Consider the following 18,178-nt stretch of genomic DNA (forward strand, 5'->3'; position numbering starts at 1 on the left):
CCGACGCCACCGGAACGCGACCCGGGCCGGTCAGAGCGCCAGGCAGCTGGCCTGGTTGCCGCCCGCCCGCTTGGCCGCGTACATCGCGCTGTCGGCGTGGCTGATCGCCTGGTCCAGGCAGTACGCCGGGCCGTGGGCGACCCCGACGCTCACCTGCGCCGGCCAGGCGGTCAGGCCGGCGACGGCCTCCACGGTCCGCTGCGCCACCAGCCGGGCCAGCGTGGCGTCCGCGCCCGGCAGGATGGCGACGAACTCGTCCCCGCCCAACCGCGCCACGAAGTCGCCCTGCCGTACGTTCGTCGTGAGCAGCTGCGCCACCGCCCGCAGCACGTCGTCGCCGGTGGAATGGCCGAGCGAATCGTTTATGTGCTTGAACCTGTCGATGTCCACGGCCAGCACCGCCACGGGGTGGTCGGCGGCGTCGGGACGGGCCAGGTCACGCAGGAACTTGTCGAGACCACGACGGTTCGCCACACCCGTCAGCGGATCGGTCCGCGCCGCCCGCTCGGCCTGCTCGTGCTGCCACCGCAGCGCGTCGTACGACTGCATCGTCATCGCGGTGTGCAGCCAGTGATGCCGTTGCCGCCACAGCAACTCGGCGAGGGTGTCGCCGTAGGTGAGCCCGGGCCGCGCACCGGCCGAGCCGGTCGCCGCCAGCAGCACCGCGTGGGTACGGTGCACCGCCGCCGAGATCAGGCAGTCGGTCTCGGGTGACAGCAGGGCGACGGCCTCCTCGATGACGCGCAGCGCCTCCTCGGGTCGCCCGGACCGGCGCAGCGCGACGGCGTGGAAGGGCCGGCACAGCAGGATCTCCTGATGCTGTTCGGGCAGGCCGTGGATGCGCAGCAGGTTGGTGTAGCGGGGGATGTCGACGGCCGCACCGGCCGGGTCCTGCCGGTCGGCGCGGGAGCACGCCTCGTACAGCAGGGCCGAGAGCCGCCACACCTCCGCCTTGGGGCCGGACGCCTCGGCGACCGCCCGCGTCGCGTACTCCTGCGCGGCGGCGCTGTGCCGTTCCGCCTCGGCGATCCGACCGACCTGGTACAGCTCCAACGCCCAGATCAGGTTGAGTTCGGCGAGGTTGCACAGCCACATCGCCCGGTTGCCGTTGTCCGGATAGGACGCGTGCCGGGTCGCCTGGTAGGCCGCCTCGAACTGGGGTACGGCCAGTTCGTAGAGGCGAAGCTGGGCGTAGCCGATCGCGATCCCGGTGTGCGCGTTGCCCGTGATCACCGGGTTGGGTTCGTCGGCCAGCAGGGCGGTTTCCGCGCTGACGAGGTCGCGGAGCACCGCTTCGATGTCGTACTCGGCGATGTCCTGACCGCCCAGGCGAAGCCGCCGGGTCGCCCGCAGCGACAGCGCACAGGATCGCCAGCCGGCGCTGCCCTCACGGTCGGCGGCGGCCAGCATCAGGTCGGCGGCGTCGATCGCGGCCCGCAGGTCACCCAGGCGGGTCAGGGCCACCACGCGGGCGAAGTGCATCGCCGCCGGGCCGTCGCCGATCTGCCCGGTGGGTTCGCGGAGCGCCGACTCGGCGGCGGTCAACACCTGCGCCGCCCCGCCGGCCTGCGCCTCCTCAAGGAGGCGGAGCGCCCCGAGGGTCACCTCGTCCATGCGGCCTCCGCACCGGCCAGGTAGGAAATCAGCCCGATGGTACGGCAACGGCCTCAGTTCGGGGAGCCACCGACATCGACAACTGGGGACCGTCCAGGCGCGACAGTTGTCATTCCGGTGACGGGGGCGGTGGCAACGGCAGTTCGACGGCGGCGGGCTCACCGAGCCGTACCGCGGAGTGGGCCGGTGGCTGCTTCTCGGCCCGGGGCAGCCGGCTGTGCACCCGGCCTCGTCCGGTCGGATCCGGCCGGGCGGTCACCTCGCAGGTCACCATCTGGATCGGTGGCGGCGGTGGGGTGAAGCGGCCGGTGCCCCATCGCAGCCAGAGCGGTATCCGTCCGGCTTCCGCCTCGGCGAGCAGCTTCTCCCAGGTGCGGCGGCGCGTGCCGTGGTCGATCTCGACGACGACCGGTGGCCCGTCGGGGCGGGCACAGGCCACGTCGAGCACCGACTGCTGGGCGGACATCGGCGGCGGCAGCGGCAGCACGCTCGGCGCCCGCCGGTAGACCCGCCAGCCGCGCCCCTGCGCCCAGTCGGCCACGGTGTCGACCAACAGCGCGGTGACCTGGTCAGTGGTCAGATCGGTGAAGACGAGCCGGTCGACCCGCTCCGCCAGCCACTGCCCCTCCTCGCCCACCCCCGCAGCCTAACCACTCCCCCATTCCCACCCCGCCCACTGGTTGTGGCAGTGGAGTTGGTCGGCACCCGATGATGCGGACCAGCTCCACTGCCACAACGACGGCTGCGGTGGGTTCAGGGCACCTGTTGGATGCGGACGAGGTTGCCGGCGGGGTCGCGTACGGCGCAGTCGCGTCGCCCGTACGGCTGGTCGGTCGGCTCCTGGACCACCTCGACGTCGGCGGCCTGCAGCCGGTCGAAGGTCTTGTCCAGCTCCGGGGTGGCCAACAGGATGCCGGCGTAGGTGCCCTTGGCCATCATCTCGGCGATGGTGGCACGTTCCTCGGCGGTGATGCCGGGATCGACCGCCGGCGGCGTCAGGACGATGGAGGTGTCGGGCTGCCCGGGCGGACCGACGGTGATCCAGCGCATCCCACCGTGCCCCACGTCGAGGCGGACCTCGAAGCCGAGGACGTCGCGGTAGAAGGTCAGTGCCGCCTCCGGGTCGGTGTGCGGCAGGAAGCTCGCGTTGATGGTGATGTTCATGCTGGTCACGCTAATCGCGCCCGGACCGGTGCGGCTTCTCGATTCCTGACCACCTGCCTCACCGGCCGACATAGCCGGCCAGGTGCTCACCGGTGACGGTGGAGCGGGTGGCGACGAGATCGGCGGGGGTGCCCTCGAAGACGACCCGGCCGCCGTCGTGGCCGGCGCCGGGACCGAGGTCGATGATCCAGTCGGCGTGCGCCATGACCGCCTGGTGGTGCTCGATGACGATCACCGACTTGCCGGCGTCGACAAGCCGGTCGAGCAGCCCGAGCAGGTGCTCGACGTCGGCCAGGTGCAGGCCGCTGGTCGGCTCGTCGAGCACGTAGACGCCCCCCTTCTCGGCCATGTGGGTGGCCAACTTGAGCCGCTGCCGTTCACCACCGGAGAGAGTGGTGAGGGGCTGGCCGAGGCTGAGGTAGCCGAGCCCGACGTCGGCCAGCCGGGCCAGGATGGCGTGCGCGGCCGGGGTACGGGCCTCGCCGGTGCCGAAGAACGCCTCGGCCTCGGTGACGGACATGGCCAGCACCTCGCTGATGTTCCGCCCGCCGAGGTGGTATTCCAGCACCGCGGGCTGGAACCGCTTGCCCTCGCAGTCCTCGCAGGTGGTGGCGACCCCGGCCATCATGGCCAGGTCGGTGTAGATGACGCCGGCGCCGTTGCAGGTCGGGCAGGCGCCCTCGGAGTTGGCGCTGAACAACGCCGGTTTCACCCCGTTGGCCTTGGCGAACGCCTTGCGGATCGGTTCGAGCAGCCCGGTGTACGTGGCCGGGTTGCTGCGCCGCGAGCCGCGGATCGGCGTCTGGTCGACGGCCACCACGCCGTCGCGCCCGGACACCGACCCGTGGATCAGGGAACTCTTGCCCGAGCCGGCCACCCCGGTCACCACGACCAGCACGCCGAGCGGGATGTCCACGTCGACGTCGCGCAGGTTGTGCGTCGCCGCGCCACGGACCTCCAGCGCGCCGGTGGGGGTCCGTACGCTCTCCTTGAGGCTGGCCCGGTCGTCGAGGTGCCGACCGGTGAGGGTGCCGCTGGCCCGCAGACCCTCGACGGTGCCCTCGAAGCAGACCGAGCCGCCGGCCGTACCCGCGCCGGGGCCGAGGTCGACGACGTGGTCGGCGATCGCGATGGTCTCCGGCTTGTGCTCGACCACGAGCACCGTGTTGCCCTTGTCCCGCAGCCGCAGCAGCAGGTCGTTCATCCGGGCGATGTCGTGCGGGTGCAGCCCGACGGTCGGCTCGTCGAAGACGTAGGTGACGTCGGTGAGCGACGACCCGAGGTGCCGGATCATCTTGGTGCGTTGCGCCTCGCCACCGGAGAGGGTGCCCGACGGCCGGTCGAGGGAGAGGTAACCGAGGCCGATCTCCACGAACGAGTCGAGGGTGTGCCCGAGCGAGGTCAGCAGCGGTGCCACCGACGGCTCGTCCAGCGACCGGACCCATTCGGCCAGGTCGCTGATCTGCATCGCGCAGAGGTCGGCGATGTTGCGTCCGTCGATCTTCGAGGACCGGGCCAGCTCGCTGAGCCGGGTGCCGCCGCAGTCGGGGCAGGTGCCGAAGGTGATCGCCCGGTCGACGAAGGCGCGGATGTGCGGCTGCATCGCCTCCCGGTCCTTGGACAGGAAGGACTTCTGGATACGCGGGATCAGACCCTCGTACGTCACGTTGACGTTGTCGACCTTGATCTTGGTCGGTTCCTTGTAGAGCAGGTCGTTCAGCTCGCGCTTGGTGAACTTGCGGATCGGCTTGTCCGGGTCGAAGAAGCCGCTGCCGCCGAAGATCCGGCCGTACCAGCCGTCGACGCTGTAGCCGGGGATGGTCAGGGCGCCCTCGTTGATCGACTTGCTGTCGTCGTAGAGCGCGGACAGGTCGAAGTCGCTGATCCGGCCCATTCCCTCGCAGCGGGGGCACATGCCGCCGGTGACGGTGAAGCTGCGCCGCTCCTTGGTCGTGGTGCCGCCGCGCTCGATGGTGACTGCACCCGCGCCGCTTATCGACGCCACGTTGAAGGAGAACGCCTGCGGCGAGCCGATGTGCGGCTGACCGAGCCGGCTGAACAGGATCCGCAGCATGGCGTTGGCGTCGGTGACCGTGCCGACCGTCGAGCGGACGTTCGCGCCCAGCCGTTCCTGGTCGACGATGATCGCGGTGGTCAGCCCGTCGAGCACGTCGACCTCGGGGCGCGCCAGGGTCGGCATGAACCCCTGGACGAAGGCGCTGTACGTCTCGTTGATCAGCCGTTGCGACTCGGCGGCGATCGTGCCGAACACCAGCGAACTCTTGCCCGAGCCGGAGACCCCGGTGAACAACGTCAGCCGACGCTTGGGGATCTCGATGCTGACGTCCTTGAGGTTGTTCTCCCGTGCGCCGTGCACCCGGATCAGGTCATGGCTGTCGGCGACGTGCGACGACGGGGCGTCGGCGCTCGTGGTCCTGCTCATCGATCTCTCCATCCCCGTAAGCGTTCGTGTGCGCCGGTCACGCTAGCTGCGGCCGGCCCGCCGACGCTTCTCGAATCCTGATCGGCCGGGTCACCTGCTTCGACACGCACGCGGGCAGCTCGGCGGCGCCGGCGAGCGCCTGACGCCGGTAGGCGCTCGGCGGCACGCCGACCAACTCGGTGAACCTGGTGCTGAACGTGCCCAACGAGCCACAACCGACCGCGAAACAGACGTCGGTGACGCTGAGGTCGCCGCGACGCAGCAGCGCCATCGCCCGCTCGATGCGCCGGGTCATCAGATAGGAGTACGGCGACTCGCCGTAGGCGAGCCGGAACTGGCGGCTGAGGTGACCGGCCGACATGTTCACCCCACGGGCGAGCGCCTCGACGTCGAGCGGCTGAGCGTACTCACGATCGATCCGGTCCCGGACCCGACGCAGCCGAGCCAGGTCCCGTAGCTGCTCGGCCGAGGCTCTGCTGGTCACCCGCGGAATCGTGCCACGGCGCACCGACAGTTGCCCACTTCCGGCGACGGCCCCGCCGTGTCGTCTTCATGCCGGCCGGTGGCGAGGGGTCAAGAACCGGATCGCGCAGGTGAGGCGAAGACACCAAAAGGTTTTGTGTGGTTCCTACAACCGGGCCGCGCAGGGTTGGGCGGTTACGGCATGGCGCTGCCCGCTCTCAGGCAGAACAGTGTTCACTGCCGGGGCTGCCATCCTCGGCGCACCGTACGTCACAGGTCTACCGGAGGGGTCGGTCGGGTGTTCAGCCGTATCGCCATCGTCAACCGTGGTGAGGCCGCCATGCGGCTCATTCACGCGGCCCGAGAACTGGCTGCGCAGACCGGGACACGGATCGAGACCGTCGCCCTCTATACCGACGTCGACCGCACCGCCACATTCGTACGCGAGGCGGACCTGGCCTACGATCTCGGCCCCGCCTCCGCGCGGCCATACCTCAACCTGGCGACCCTGGAGCGCGCCCTGGTGGCGACCGGGGCCGACGCGGCGTGGGTCGGTTGGGGCTTCGTCGCCGAGGATCCGGCCTTCGCGGAGTTGTGCGAGAAGATCGGTGTCACCTTCATCGGTCCGAGCCCGGAGGCGATGCGCCAACTCGGCGACAAGATCGGTGCGAAGCTGCTCGCCGAGCAGGTCGGTGTGCCGGTCGCGCCGTGGAGCCGGGGCGCGGTGGAGAACCTCAACGCCGCGCGGGCCGCGGCTGCCGAGATCGGCTACCCGCTGATGCTCAAGGCGACCGCCGGCGGTGGCGGGCGCGGCATCCGGGTGATCACCAGCGAGGCCGAGCTGGCCGACGCGTACGAGCGCACCAGCCAGGAGGCGGCGCGGGCCTTCGGCAGCGGCGTGGTCTTCCTGGAGCGCCTGGTCACCGGCGCCCGGCACGTCGAGGTCCAGGTGATCGCCGACGGTCAGGGCACCGCCTGGGCGCTGGGCGTACGCGACTGCTCGGTGCAGCGGCGCAACCAGAAGATCATCGAGGAGTCGGCCTCGCCGGTCCTCAGCACGGAGCAGGCCGCCGAGCTCAAGGCGTCGGCCGAGCGGCTGGCGCTGGCCGTCGGCTACCGGGGAGCGGCGACCGTCGAGTTCCTCTACCACCCCGGTGACCGGCTGTTCGCCTTCCTGGAGGTCAACACCCGGCTCCAGGTCGAGCACCCGATCACCGAGTCCACCACCGGCTTCGACCTGGTGAAGGCACAGCTGTGGGTGGCGGCGGGTCGACGGCTGGAGGGCGAGGCGCCCGTCGAGCGGGGGCACGCCATCGAGGCCCGGCTCAACGCCGAGGATCCCGACCGCGATTTCGCCCCCTCCCCCGGCCGGGTTGCCCGGCTGGACCTGCCCGCCGGGCCGGGCATCCGGGTGGACACCGGCATCAGCGAGGGTGACACCATCCCCGCCGACTTCGACTCGATGATCGCGAAGATCATCGCCTACGGTCGGGACCGCGACGAGGCGCTCGGTCGACTCCGTCGGGCGATGGCCGAGACCACGGTGATCATCGAGGGTGGCGCGACGAACAAGAGCTTCGTGCTCGACCTGCTCGACCAGCCCGAGGTGATCGACGCCAGCGCGGACACCGGCTGGATCGACCGGGTCCGTGGTGCCGGTGGGCTCGTCGGGCACCGGCACTCCGCCGTCGCCCTGGCCGCCGCCGCCATCGAGGCGTACGAGGAAGAGGAAAGCGGCGAGCGGCACCGGCTGCTGGCCACGGCGGCCGGCGGACGCCCGCAGGTGCAGCACGTCGGCGGCCGACCGTTGGACCTCAAGCTGCGCGGCGTCGGCTACCGCATGCGGGTGGCGCGTACCGGTGCGCACCGGTTCCGCGTCGGGATCGAGGCCGGCGGCGAGGTCCGTACCGCGGACGTCGAACTCGACCGTTTCGACAGACACACCGGGCAGATCGTCGTCAACGGCGCTCAGCACCGCCTGCTCACCGCCACGCACGGGCCGATCCACCTGGTCGAGGTGGACGGGGTGACGCACCGGGTCAGCCGGGACGAGGGCGGCGTGCTCCGGGCACCCATGCCCGCGCTTGTCGTCGCCACCCCGTTGGCGGTGGGCGCGGAGGTCGAGGCGGGCGCGCCGGTGCTGGTGCTGGAAGCCATGAAGATGGAGACGGTGCTGCGGGCGCCGTTCCGGGCGCGGCTCAAGGAGTGCGCGGTCTCGGTGGGCAGTCAGGTGGAGGCGGGCGCGCCGCTGCTGCGGCTGGACCCGATCGCCGACGACGACGCCGAGCCCGGTGCCGAGACGGCCGGCCCTGCCGTCGAACTGGATCTGCCGACCGCCCCCGGGCAGGTCCCGGCGCTGGCTCGCGCCCGACGCGGCCAGGAGGATCTGCGTGGTCTGCTGCTCGGCTTCGACGTCGACCCGCACAACGACCGGCGGGTGCTCGACGACTACCTGGTCGCCCGGCAGGAGGCCACCGAGGACGGTCACCGGCCGCTGGCCGAGGAGATGGACCTGCTCAACGTCTTCGCCGACCTCGCCGAGCTGAGCCGCAACCGTCCCACCGGCGAGGACGGCGGCAGCGCCCACGTGCACAGCGACCGGGAGTACTTCCACACCTACCTGCAGAGCCTCGACGTGGAGCGGGCCGGCCTGCCGGCCACCTTCCAGGGCAAGCTGGCCCGGGCCCTCGCCCACTACGGCGTGACCGAACTGGACCGTTGCGGCGATCTCGAATCCGCCGTCTTCCGGATCTTCCTCGCCCAGCAGCGGGCCGCCGCCGACGCCGCCGTCGTCACGGCGTTGCTGCGCGCGTGGCTTCAGGAGCCGCCGCCGGAGGAGTCGCTGCGCGAGCCGATCGGTCTGGCCCTGGAGCGACTGCTGGCCGCCACGCAGGTCCGCTTCCCGGTGATCGCCGACCTCGCCCGGGGAGTGGTCTTCGCCTGGTTCGCCCAACCGCTGCTGCGTCGCAACCGGGCCCGCGTCTACGCGGAGGTCCGCAAGCACCTGCGTCACCTGGACGCCCACCCGGACGCGCCGGACCGGGCCGACCGGATCGCCGCGATGGTCCGCAGCACCGAGCCGCTGGTCCGCCTGCTCGGCCAGCGTCTGCTGCGCGACCACCTCGACAACACGGTGATGCTGGAGGTGCTGACCCGCCGGTACTACGGCAACAAGCAGCTCATCGGCGTACGCGCCCACGAGGTGGGTGGCTGCGCCTTCGTGGTCGCCGAGCGGGCCGACTCGTCGTTGGTCTCCGCCGCGGTCGGCTTCGACGCGCTGGGCGACGCGCTGCGCGGGCTCGCCGAACTGGCCGCCGACGAGGAGGCCGTCAACGCCGACATCTACCTGGCCTGGGAGAACCAGCCGGAGGACTTCGACGCGATGGCGGCGGCACTGCTTGCGGTGATCAACGCGCAGCCGTTGCCACCGCAGGTACGCCGGCTCACCGCCACCGTGGCGGGCAGCGGCGGGGCGGTCATGCACCACCACTTCACGTTCCGTCCGGCGAGCACCGGGATGGCCGAGGAGCGGTTGATCCGCGGCCTGCACCCGTACATCGCGCAGCGGATGCAGTTGGAGCGGCTGCGCAAGTTCGACCTGACCCGGCTGCCGTCGGCGGACGAGGAGGTCTACCTGTTCCAGTGCGTGGCCCGGGAGAACCCGTCCGACGACCGGCTCGTCGCGTTCGCGCAGGTACGCGACCTGACCGAGCTGCGCGACCACGACGGTCGACTGGTCGCGCTGCCGACCACCGAGGACGCGGTGGCGGCCTGCCTCGACTCGATCCGTCGGGCCCGGGCCCTGCAACCGTCGAAGACCCGCTTCAACACCAACCGCATCGTGATCTACGTGTGGCCGCCGAGCGGCCTGACCCGCGCCGAGATGGAGATGATCGCCGGTCGGGTACGCCCGACGACGGCGGGCGCCGGGCTGGAGGAGATCCTGTTCATCGCGCGGCAGCGCGACCGCGCCACCGGTCAGCTGACCAAGGTCGGGATCCGGATCACCTTCGACGCCACGGGTGGTGCGGAGCTGACCGTCGGTGAGCCGCCGATCGACGCGATCGAGCCGCTCGACGACTACCGGCTGAAGGTGCTGCGGGCCAGCAGCCGCAACACCGTCTACCCGTACGAGCTGACCCGGCTGCTCGGCGACTTCGTCGAGTACGACCTCGACGAGACCCACACGCTCGTGCCGGTGGACCGGCCGAAGGGCCGCAACAGCGCGGCGATCGTCGCGGGTGTGGTCAGCACGAAGACCGCCCGGCACCCGCAGGGCATCAGCCGGGTGATCCTGCTCGGCGACCCGACGAAGGCGCTGGGCGCGTTGTCGGAGCCGGAGTGCCGCCGGGTGATCGCCGCGCTGGACCTGGCCGAGCGGATGCAGGTGCCGCTGGAGTGGTACGCGCTGTCCGCCGGTGCCCGGATCTCGATGACCTCGGGCACCGAGAACATGGACTGGGTGGCGGCGGCGCTCAAGCGGATCGTCGAGTTCACCCAGGACGGCGGCGAGATCAACATCGTGGTGGCCGGCATCAACGTCGGTGCGCAACCGTACTGGAACGCCGAGGCCACGATGCTGATGCACACCAAGGGTGTGCTGGTGATGACGCCGGATTCGGCGATGGTGCTCACCGGCAAGCAGTCGCTGGACTTCTCCGGTGGCGTCTCCGCGGAGGACAACTTCGGCATCGGCGGCTACGACCGGGTGATGGGCCCGAACGGGCAGGCGCAGTACTGGGCGCCGAACCTGCCCGCCGCGCGGGACGTGCTGATGGCGCACTACGACCACACGTACGTCGTGCCGGGTGAGGCGGCGCCTCGGCGTACGGAGACCACCGACCCGACCGACCGGGACATCTCGAACTTCCCGCACTCGGTGGCCGGCAGCGACTTCACCACGGTCGGCGAGATCTTCTCCGCCGAGGCCAACCCGGACCGCAAGAAGCCGTTCGACATCCGTACGGTGATGCGGGCCCTGTCCGACCAGGACCACCCGGTCCTGGAGCGGTGGGCGGGGATGGCCGACGCGGAAACCGCGGTGGTGCAGGACGTCCACCTCGGCGGCATCCCGGTGTGTCTGCTCGGTATCGAGTCGCGGTCGGTGCCCCGGCACGGCTTCCCGCCCACCGACGGCCCGGACACCTACACGGCCGGCACCCTGTTCCCCCGGTCGTCGAAGAAGGCCGCGCGGGCGATCAACGCGGCCAGCGGCAACCGGCCGCTTGTGGTGCTGGCCAACCTGTCCGGCTTCGACGGCTCGCCGGAGTCGATGCGCAAGCTGCAACTGGAGTACGGCGCCGAGATCGGCCGGGCGATCGTCAACTTCCGTGGGCCCATCGTGTTCTGCGTGATCTCGCGGTACCACGGTGGCGCGTTCGTGGTCTTCTCCAAGGCGTTGAACCCGAACATGACGGTGCTGGCGCTGGAGGGCTCGTTCGCCTCGGTGCTGGGCGGCGCCCCGGCTGCCGCCGTGGTGTTCTCCCGCGACGTCGACGCCCGCACCGCCGCCGATGCCCGGGTACGGGACATGCAGGCCCGGGTCGCCGCCGCCGCCGGCACCGACCGTGCGGAGCTGACCGCGGAACTCGACGAGCTGCGCTCGTCGGTGCGGGCGGAGAAGCTCGGTGAGGTGGCCGCCGAGTTCGACCGGGTGCACAACATCCACCGCGCGGTCGAGGTCGGTTCCGTCGACGCCGTCATCCGCGCGGCCGAGTTGCGCCCCCGCATCATCGAGGCCATCGAGACGCACCTGCGGTAGGTCGCTCGTGGCGGGGCCGGCTCTCGCGCCGGCCTCACCAGAGCCGACGACAGCCGCCCCCACCGACATCGGTGGGGGCGGCTAAAGTGCGACCCTGTGTCGTCGACCGAGGTCCTGACCGCCACTGCGGCGGATCGCCCGCAGGTGGTCAGCGCTCTCGTCGCCGCGTTCGCGGACGACCCGGTGCTGCGTCATCTCTTCCCCGACCCGCAGGACTACCCGCGCTTCGCCGCCGTGTTCTTCGGCAATCTCTTCGACAAGCGGGTCGGGCTGGGCACGGTCTGGACGATCGGGCCGGGCGCCTCGACCGCGGTCTGGCAGCCGCCCTCCGGCGGTGATCCCGCCTCGACCGACCTGCTCGAAACGCACCTGCCCGCCGACGCGCTGGCCCGCACCCGCGCCTACGACGACGCGGTGCGCGCCGCCCTGCCGGCCGAGCCGTTCTGGTACCTGGGTGTGCTGGGGACCCGCCCGGACAGCGCCGGGCGTGGGCTGGGGCGGGCGGTGATGGCGGCCGGGTTGCGGCGGGCCGCCGCCGACGGCCTGCCCGCGATCCTGGAGACCAGCAACCCGGCCAACGTCGAGTTCTATCGCCGGGCCGGGTGGCAGGTCGTACGCCAGATCGACGAGCCCCTGCCGATCTGGGTGATGCGCCAGTGATCAGCCCGACTGCCGGCTGAGCCCGGCAACCGGATCGGTCAGGCCAGCGACAGGAAGAGCTTCTCCATCTGGTCGAGGTTGGCCTTGCGTTCCTCGCCCGGTGCGGCGGTGACGCACTGCTGGAGACCACTGGCAATGATCTTGAAGCCGGCGCGGTCCAGGGCCCGCGACACGGCGGCGAGCTGAGTCACCACCTCTGAGCAGTCCCGCCCGTCTTCGAGCATGCCGATGACGCCTCGGATCTGCCCCTCGGCACGGCGCAGTCGCTTGATCACGTCATCGACCGCATTCTCGTCGACCTGCATGTTCCCCCCTCTCGATCGGCCCTAATCCACGGTACACCCGGGGGTATACGCCCGACCTGCGCCCATCGGTGGTCTTCGTCGGTTTGCCGTCGCTGACCTGCTCGGACATACTCGATTCAGATACCCCTGGGGGTATCCATGTCCACGGATCGTCAAGGAGTAGCCAGATGAGTGCCACGAATGCTTCCCGCACTGTCGACGTCGCCACCGCCCGCGCCCTGATCGCCAACAACCCCGACACGTTGATCGTGGACGTGCGCACACCCGGGGAATACGACAGCGCTCACGTGCCCGGCTCGATCAACCTGCCGCTGGACCAGGTCGACGCGCACCTGGGGCGGATCGTCGACGACGCAGGTGGCCGGATGCTGCTGATCTGCCAGTCCGGCGCCCGGGCCACTCAGGCGTGCACCAAGCTTGTCAACGCCGGGCTGCCCGCGGCCACCGTGGTCACCGGCGGAATGAACGCCTGGATCACCGCGGGCGGCCCGGTCGAGCGGGGCCGTGAGCGGTGGGGCCTGGAGCGCCAGGTGCGCCTGGTGGCCGGTGCCATCGTCCTGCTGTCGATCGTGATCAGCATCTGGGTGCCGGCGGCGCGGTTCGTGGCCGGTTTCATCGGGGCCGGCCTGACCTTCGCCGCGCTGAGCAACACCTGCGCCATGGGCATGATGCTGTCCAAGCTGCCGTACAACAGGGGTGCCGCCTGTGACGTCGACGCCTCCCTCGCCCGGCTGCGCGCACCGGGGCTGCGGGCATGAGCTCGCCCTATCCGATCCAGGACCGCTCGGGCCTGGCCCGAGTGGTGCCGTTGGTGGGGTGGTTGCGCCACTACGACCGGAAGATCCTGCGCCACGACCTGGTGGCCGGTCTGACCGTGGCCGTCATGTTGGTGCCGCAGAGCATGGCGTACGCCACCCTGGCCGGAATGCCACCGGTGACCGGCCTGTACGCCTCGATCGTGCCGTTGGTGGTCTACGCCCTGCTGGGCACCTCCGGCTCCCTCGCCGTCGGCCCGGTGGCCATCACCGCACTGATGACAAGCGCGGCGCTGGCCGGTCGGGCCGACGGTGACCCGGCCCGGTACGCCGCGCTTGCCGCTCTGCTCGCCCTGCTGGTCGGCGGCATCCAGGTGCTGCTCGGGGTGCTGCGTCTCGGGGTGCTTGTCAACTTCATGTCCCATCCGGTGCTGTCGGGGTTCACCTCGGCAGCCGCGATCGTCATCGCCGCCAGCCAGGTCAAGGACCTGTTCGGGCTGAACATGGGCCGCGCGGAGACCTTCCCCGAGATCGTCGCGGCGTTGTGGGGCGCGGCCACCACCGCACACGGCCTGACCATCCTCGTGTCGCTGGTCAGCGTCGCCGCGCTGGTGCTGCTGCGCCGCTACGCACCACGGCTGCCCGGCGCGCTGCTGGTGGTCGCCGGCGTCACCGCGGTCAGCGCCGCGTTCTCGTTCGGCGACCGAGGCGTCAAGATCCTCTCGTACGTGCCGGCGGGCCTGCCGGTGCCCGCGCTGCCGACCCTGTCCGGCCAGGACGTCCAGGCACTCCTGCCGGCGGCGATCGCCATCGCGCTGGTGGCGTACCTGGAGGGCATCGCGGTGGCCAAGACGCTCGCCGCGAAGTCCCGCCAGCAGGTCGGCCCGGACCGGGAACTGGTGGCGGTGGGCGCGGCCAACCTGTCGGCCGGGTTGTTCCAGGCGTTCCCGGTGGCCGGCGGGCTGTCCCGCAGCGCGGTCAACTTCTCCGCCGGCGCTCGTACGCCGGTGGCGACGCTGGTGACCGCGGCGATGGTGGCGGTCACCGCGCTGGTGCTGACGCCTGCCTTCCACCACCTGCCTCGGGCGGTGCTCGCCGCGATCGTGGTGGTCGCCGTGCTGGGCCTGGTGGACCGCAAGGGTGCGGCCACCACCTGGCGGGTACGTCGTGCCGACGGTCTGGCGCTGGCCCTGACCTTCCTGGTCACCCTGCTTGTCGGGGTCGAGCCGGGGCTCGCCGCGGGCGTGGCGTTCAGCCTCGGGGTCTTCGTGTGGCGCTCCGCCCGGCCGCACACCGCCGAACTCGGTCGGGTGCCGGACACCGACCGGTACCGCAACGTGCAGCGGTTCCCCGGCCTGCTCACCGACCCACGGTTCGCGGTCGTACGGGTCGACGGCCCGCTCTACTTCGCCAACGCTCAACGGCTGTCCGACCAGTTGCTCACCATGGCCGGACAACGCGCCGGACTGGTGGCCATCGTGTTGGACGCCAGTGCGATCACCGACATCGACACCGACGGCGCGACCGCCATGGCGGAGCTGCGCGAACGACTCGCCGGGCACGACGTGGTGCTGCACCTGGCCACCGTCCGGGGACCGGTCCGCGATCTGCTCGATCGCGCCGGCGTGTGGCGGTCGGTACGCGACGCGGGTCACGTGCACCCCGACATCCCCACCGCCCTGGCGGCGGCCGAGGGCACCGCAGCCTTCGCAGCGGACGGGGACCGGGCCACGTTCGCGATGGCCGGCAGCAGCACGGATGACACCCGGGAGGTGCGATGAGCACGCCACAGCGGTTCGCCACGATGGTCACCTGCATCGACGGGCGCATCCAGCGTCCGCTCGACGAGTGGGTACGACGACACCTCGACGTCGACTACCTCGACACGATCACGGAGCCGGGACCTGAGGCGGTGCTGGCCGCGACCGGCGAGCAGCGGCTGACCGCCGTGCTGGAGAAGGTGGCGGTGTCGCAGCAGGCTCATGGCAGCGGCACGCTCGTCATCGCCGGGCACGCCGACTGCGCGGGCAATCCGGTGTCCGTCGAGGAGCATCGCGACCAGCTCCGCCGGAGTGTGGCCCGACTCGCGCGACGGTTGCCCGACACCCGGATCCTCGCGGTGCACGCCGGTCAGTGCGGGGAGCGCTGCTGGGATCCCGAACTCGTCGCCGAGGTGTCGCCCGCGCCCCGGCCGGCGGCGTAGCGCGACCCCTCCGGGCTGCCCGAAGTTGCGTTGGTCACGACTGTCGTTCGCATACCCCCCGGGGTATACATTTGGAGCGGTACATCAGCCGCCATCACTGTGAAGGAGCTGGCAAAAATGCTGTTCACCCAGTACTACCTGGACTGTCTGTCCCAGGCGTCGTACCTGATCGCCGACGAGAGCACCAAGCGTGCCGTGCTTGTCGACCCGCGCCGGGACATCGACGAGTACCTCGCCGACGCCCGGGCCCGCGGCCTGACCATCGACGGGGTGATCAACACCCACTTCCACGCCGACTTCCTCGCCGGCCACCTGGAGGTGGCGGCGGCCACCGGCGCCTGGATCGGCTACGGCCACCGGGCCGAGACCGAGTACCCGATCCGCAAGCTACGCGACGGGGAACGGATCAGCCTCGGCGAGGTGACCCTGGAGATCATGGAGACCCCGGGCCACACCCCGGAGTCGATCAGCATCCTGGTCCGCGAGCACGCCGACGACCCGGTGCCGTACGGGGTGCTGACCGGCGACGCACTGTTCATCGGTGACGTCGGCCGCCCCGACCTGCTCGCCTCGCTCGGCGTGACCGCCGACGAGCTGGGCCGGATGCTCTACGACAGCGTCCAGCGCAAGCTGATGGGCCTGCCCGACGAGGTGCGCGTCTTCCCGGCCCACGGTGCCGGTTCCGCCTGCGGCAAGAACCTGTCCACCGAGCGGCAGTCCACCATCGGTGAGCAGCGCCGCACCAACTACGCCTGCGCGCCGATGAGCGAGGAGCAGTTCGTCGCCCTGGTCACCGGCGGGCAACCGGCCGCACCCGGCTACTTCGCCTTCGACGCCGTGCTCAACCGCAAGGCCCGCGAACTGTTCGACCCGCAGCGGGCCGCCCGTCCGCTCACCGCGGCGCAGTTCGCCCAGGCCCACGCCGAGGGCGCGGTGGTCGTCGACACCCGCGACCCCCAGGAGTTCGCCACCGGCCACCTGCGGGGTGCGATCAACATCCCGGCGGACGGACGGTTCGCCGAGACCGCCGGCAGCGTCCTCTCCCCGCAGCACCGGGTGCTGGTGGTGGCGCCGCAGGACCGCGAGGAGGAGATCGTCGTACGCCTCGCCCGGATCGGGTTCGACCAGGTGCTCGGCTACCTCCGCGAGCCGGAGGCCGCCTTCCTGGAGATGATCGCCGAGATGACCCGGGCCAGCCGGGTCACCGCCACCGAGCTGCGCGAGGCGCGGGAACGCCCCGAGCCGCCCGTGGTGCTCGACGTGCGCAACGCGGGCGAACGCGAGCAGGGTGCCGTCGAGGGCTCGCTGCACATCCCCCTGGCCGAGTTGACCCGCCGCCTCGACGAGGTACCGACCGAGCGGCCGATCGTCGTGCACTGCGCCGGTGGCTACCGGTCCTCGGTCGCGGCCAGCCTGCTGCGCAGCGCCGGCCGGGTCGACGTCTCCGATCTGCTCGGCGGGTACGCCGCCTGGCAGTCACTGCACGCGGCCGCGCGCTGAGGATGTGGTCGGTTCGGGGGCCGGGTCGCTACACCGCCCGGCCCCGACCGGCCGCCCTGGTCAGCAGCCGCGCCACGACCAGCGGCACCAGGTGCAGCACGCCGCCGAGCAGCAGCGCCAACGTGAGGATCTGGCCGACGGCGAGCCCGTGCAGCGCCAGCACCAGGGCGGTGCAGGCGCCGGTGGACAGCAGGTGCCACCCGAGACGTCGCACGATCGACCAGGTGGTGGGTGGTTCCGGCCGGTCGGCACGGGTACGCAAGGCACCCACTGCCGCGCCGGTCGCGAGCAGCACGGCCACCTGCCCGGCCCAGAGGGCGACCCGGCCGACGCCGGCGTCGTCGGTCACCGACGGCGCGACGAGGGTCGTGGCGGTGAAGACGACGAAAGCGGGCAGCGCGACGAAGATGAACGCCGTCGTCGCTGCCCGCCCGGCCCGCCCCGGCAGGCTCTGCTGCGGCTGGACCTGTTGCTCGATGCCGACGCGCACGTCGTCGGGGGCCCAGACGAGATTGGTCGCCGCGTGCGGTTCGCGCCCCGAAGCTGACATGTCGCGAGACTAGTTCCGGCTGTCAATGTCCGGCCGTCCGATTTGCCGGACATCGCCGTCGAACATCACCGCCGGGGTGCGATCAGCCCTGACGGCTCTTCCACTGCGGGTTGGCGCGGTTCACCACGACCACCCGGCCCCGGCGGCGTACCACCACCGAACCCGGCTTCTGCTTCAGCGAGCGCAGGGAGCTGCGTACCTTCATGGTGTCCCTCCTCGGTTCGAATGCCTGGGGGAACGCCTCCTCGACCTGCGGGATTCCCCCGCCGCACCCGAACCGGATAACCTGCCGGGGAGGGCGCGACCTGGTGAGTGGGTGTCGAGTACGGGTGGGGTTGTTGTGGCTGAAGTGGGAAAGATAATCCGGTTTGACGAGGTTCGCGGCTACGGGTTCATCGCACCGTCCGCCGGCGGGGAGGACGTCTTCGTCCACGCCAACGACTTCGGCGAGCACCGCCATCTGGTGCGGGTCGGCCTACCTGTCGAGTTCGAGGCCGTGGACAGCGACCGTGGCCTGAAGGCCGCGTCGGTGCGGATCATCGAGGCGGAGCCGGCGGCGGTCGGTGGCGAACGGCGGCTGCGCCCGCGCGTCGAGGGCGACGACGAGTTGTGCGACGTCCTGTCCCCCACCGAGTTCACCACCGCGGTGACGGAAGTGCTGCTGCGCTGCTCACCGTCGTTGACCGGCGCCCAGATCATCGCGGTACGGGAGCGGTTCGCCGAGTTCAGCCGCGCCCACGGCTGGGTCGACGGCTGACCGG

15 protein-coding genes are annotated in these 18,178 nt (G+C 71.3%); 7 read left to right on the top strand and 8 right to left on the bottom strand.

What is annotated here, in order from left to right:
* Positions 1–30: 30 nt before the first annotated feature.
* From Vgi01_RS15855 to Vgi01_RS15875, 5 genes are all read right to left on the bottom strand, one after another.
* A complete protein-coding gene (locus Vgi01_RS15855; RefSeq protein ID WP_204291523.1) occupies positions 31–1,614 on the bottom strand; it encodes a GGDEF domain-containing protein in 1,584 nt (527 codons plus the stop codon).
* A gap of 109 nt (positions 1,615–1,723) precedes the next feature.
* Positions 1,724–2,251 carry a hypothetical protein gene (locus Vgi01_RS15860; protein WP_204291524.1) on the bottom strand — a complete coding sequence of 176 codons (528 nt, stop codon included), beginning with the start codon at positions 2,249–2,251 and terminating at the stop codon, positions 1,724–1,726.
* Positions 2,252–2,367: 116 nt separating this feature from the next.
* Entirely contained in the window at positions 2,368–2,778 is a 411-nt protein-coding gene (locus Vgi01_RS15865) for a VOC family protein (RefSeq protein ID WP_102657329.1), read from the bottom strand.
* 58 nt (positions 2,779–2,836) lie between these two features.
* Positions 2,837–5,221 (bottom strand): ATP-binding cassette domain-containing protein, encoded by a 2,385-nt coding sequence (locus Vgi01_RS15870; protein ID WP_204291525.1) that lies wholly within the window; start codon positions 5,219–5,221, stop codon positions 2,837–2,839.
* Between the two features lie 37 nt (positions 5,222–5,258).
* Complete coding sequence (locus tag Vgi01_RS15875; protein WP_102657256.1) at positions 5,259–5,705, bottom strand: helix-turn-helix transcriptional regulator; 447 nt, start codon at positions 5,703–5,705, stop codon at positions 5,259–5,261.
* Between the two features lie 276 nt (positions 5,706–5,981).
* Between Vgi01_RS15875 and Vgi01_RS15880 the strand changes: the two genes are divergently transcribed.
* Both Vgi01_RS15880 and Vgi01_RS15885 read left to right on the top strand, forming a co-directional pair.
* Complete coding sequence (locus Vgi01_RS15880) at positions 5,982–11,444, top strand: ATP-binding protein (RefSeq protein WP_204291526.1); 5,463 nt, start codon at positions 5,982–5,984, stop codon at positions 11,442–11,444.
* A 96-nt stretch (positions 11,445–11,540) separates the two neighbouring features.
* Positions 11,541–12,104 (top strand): GNAT family N-acetyltransferase, encoded by a 564-nt coding sequence (locus tag Vgi01_RS15885; protein ID WP_204291527.1) that lies wholly within the window; start codon positions 11,541–11,543, stop codon positions 12,102–12,104.
* A 38-nt stretch (positions 12,105–12,142) separates the two neighbouring features.
* Here Vgi01_RS15885 and Vgi01_RS15890 read toward each other — a convergent pair whose 3' ends face one another.
* On the bottom strand, positions 12,143–12,409 hold the full coding sequence (locus Vgi01_RS15890; RefSeq protein WP_102657259.1) for a metal-sensitive transcriptional regulator: 267 nt from the start codon (positions 12,407–12,409) through the stop codon (positions 12,143–12,145).
* Between the two features lie 167 nt (positions 12,410–12,576).
* Between Vgi01_RS15890 and Vgi01_RS15895 the strand changes: the two genes are divergently transcribed.
* The 4 genes from Vgi01_RS15895 to Vgi01_RS15910 all read left to right on the top strand — a co-directional run bounded on the left by Vgi01_RS15895 (position 12,577) and on the right by Vgi01_RS15910 (position 16,867).
* Complete coding sequence (locus Vgi01_RS15895) at positions 12,577–13,167, top strand: rhodanese-like domain-containing protein (protein WP_102657260.1); 591 nt, start codon at positions 12,577–12,579, stop codon at positions 13,165–13,167.
* Entirely contained in the window at positions 13,164–14,945 is a 1,782-nt protein-coding gene (locus Vgi01_RS15900) for a SulP family inorganic anion transporter (protein WP_204291528.1), read from the top strand. The genes Vgi01_RS15895 and Vgi01_RS15900 overlap by 4 nt, the downstream gene beginning before the upstream one ends.
* The gene (locus tag Vgi01_RS30665; protein ID WP_233196708.1) at positions 14,942–15,367 is read left to right on the top strand and encodes a carbonic anhydrase; all 426 of its coding nucleotides are present in this window, start codon (positions 14,942–14,944) and stop codon (positions 15,365–15,367) included. Before Vgi01_RS15900 ends, Vgi01_RS30665 begins: the two co-directional genes overlap by 4 nt.
* 117 nt (positions 15,368–15,484) lie before the next feature.
* Positions 15,485–16,867 (top strand): rhodanese-like domain-containing protein, encoded by a 1,383-nt coding sequence (locus Vgi01_RS15910; protein ID WP_204291529.1) that lies wholly within the window; start codon positions 15,485–15,487, stop codon positions 16,865–16,867.
* Between the two features lie 28 nt (positions 16,868–16,895).
* On the opposite strand, the gene Vgi01_RS15915 is transcribed toward Vgi01_RS15910, so the two are convergent.
* Together Vgi01_RS15915 and Vgi01_RS15920 are read right to left on the bottom strand one after the other, a co-directional pair.
* On the bottom strand, positions 16,896–17,417 hold the full coding sequence (locus Vgi01_RS15915; protein WP_204291530.1) for a hypothetical protein: 522 nt from the start codon (positions 17,415–17,417) through the stop codon (positions 16,896–16,898).
* Between the two features lie 82 nt (positions 17,418–17,499).
* Positions 17,500–17,622, bottom strand: coding sequence for a 50S ribosomal protein L36 (locus tag Vgi01_RS15920; RefSeq protein WP_091591861.1), 123 nt, complete (start codon positions 17,620–17,622; stop codon positions 17,500–17,502).
* A 135-nt stretch (positions 17,623–17,757) separates the two neighbouring features.
* Here Vgi01_RS15920 and Vgi01_RS15925 point away from each other — a divergent pair, with 135 nt between their 5' ends.
* Complete coding sequence (locus tag Vgi01_RS15925; protein ID WP_102657264.1) at positions 17,758–18,174, top strand: cold shock domain-containing protein; 417 nt, start codon at positions 17,758–17,760, stop codon at positions 18,172–18,174.
* Positions 18,175–18,178: the final 4 nt, after the last annotated feature.

Source organism: Micromonospora gifhornensis, assembly GCF_016863515.1.
GTDB classification, from domain to species: domain Bacteria; phylum Actinomycetota; class Actinomycetes; order Mycobacteriales; family Micromonosporaceae; genus Micromonospora; species Micromonospora gifhornensis.

Excerpts from the sequence above, each read along its gene's own strand:
- Vgi01_RS15895 (WP_102657260.1), top strand. The coding sequence starts at position 12,577 with ATGAGTGCCACGAATGCTTCCCGCACTGTCGACGTCGCCACCGCCCGC.
- Vgi01_RS15855 (WP_204291523.1), bottom strand. The coding sequence starts at position 1,614 with ATGGACGAGGTGACCCTCGGGGCGCTCCGCCTCCTTGAGGAGGCGCAG.
- Vgi01_RS15890 (WP_102657259.1), bottom strand. The coding sequence starts at position 12,409 with ATGCAGGTCGACGAGAATGCGGTCGATGACGTGATCAAGCGACTGCGC.
- Vgi01_RS15870 (WP_204291525.1), bottom strand. The coding sequence starts at position 5,221 with ATGAGCAGGACCACGAGCGCCGACGCCCCGTCGTCGCACGTCGCCGAC.
- Vgi01_RS15920 (WP_091591861.1), bottom strand. The coding sequence starts at position 17,622 with ATGAAGGTACGCAGCTCCCTGCGCTCGCTGAAGCAGAAGCCGGGTTCG.
- Vgi01_RS15900 (WP_204291528.1), top strand. The coding sequence starts at position 13,164 with ATGAGCTCGCCCTATCCGATCCAGGACCGCTCGGGCCTGGCCCGAGTG.
- Vgi01_RS15915 (WP_204291530.1), bottom strand. The coding sequence starts at position 17,417 with ATGTCAGCTTCGGGGCGCGAACCGCACGCGGCGACCAATCTCGTCTGG.
- Vgi01_RS30665 (WP_233196708.1), top strand. The coding sequence starts at position 14,942 with ATGAGCACGCCACAGCGGTTCGCCACGATGGTCACCTGCATCGACGGG.
- Vgi01_RS15910 (WP_204291529.1), top strand. The coding sequence starts at position 15,485 with ATGCTGTTCACCCAGTACTACCTGGACTGTCTGTCCCAGGCGTCGTAC.
- Vgi01_RS15865 (WP_102657329.1), bottom strand. The coding sequence starts at position 2,778 with ATGAACATCACCATCAACGCGAGCTTCCTGCCGCACACCGACCCGGAG.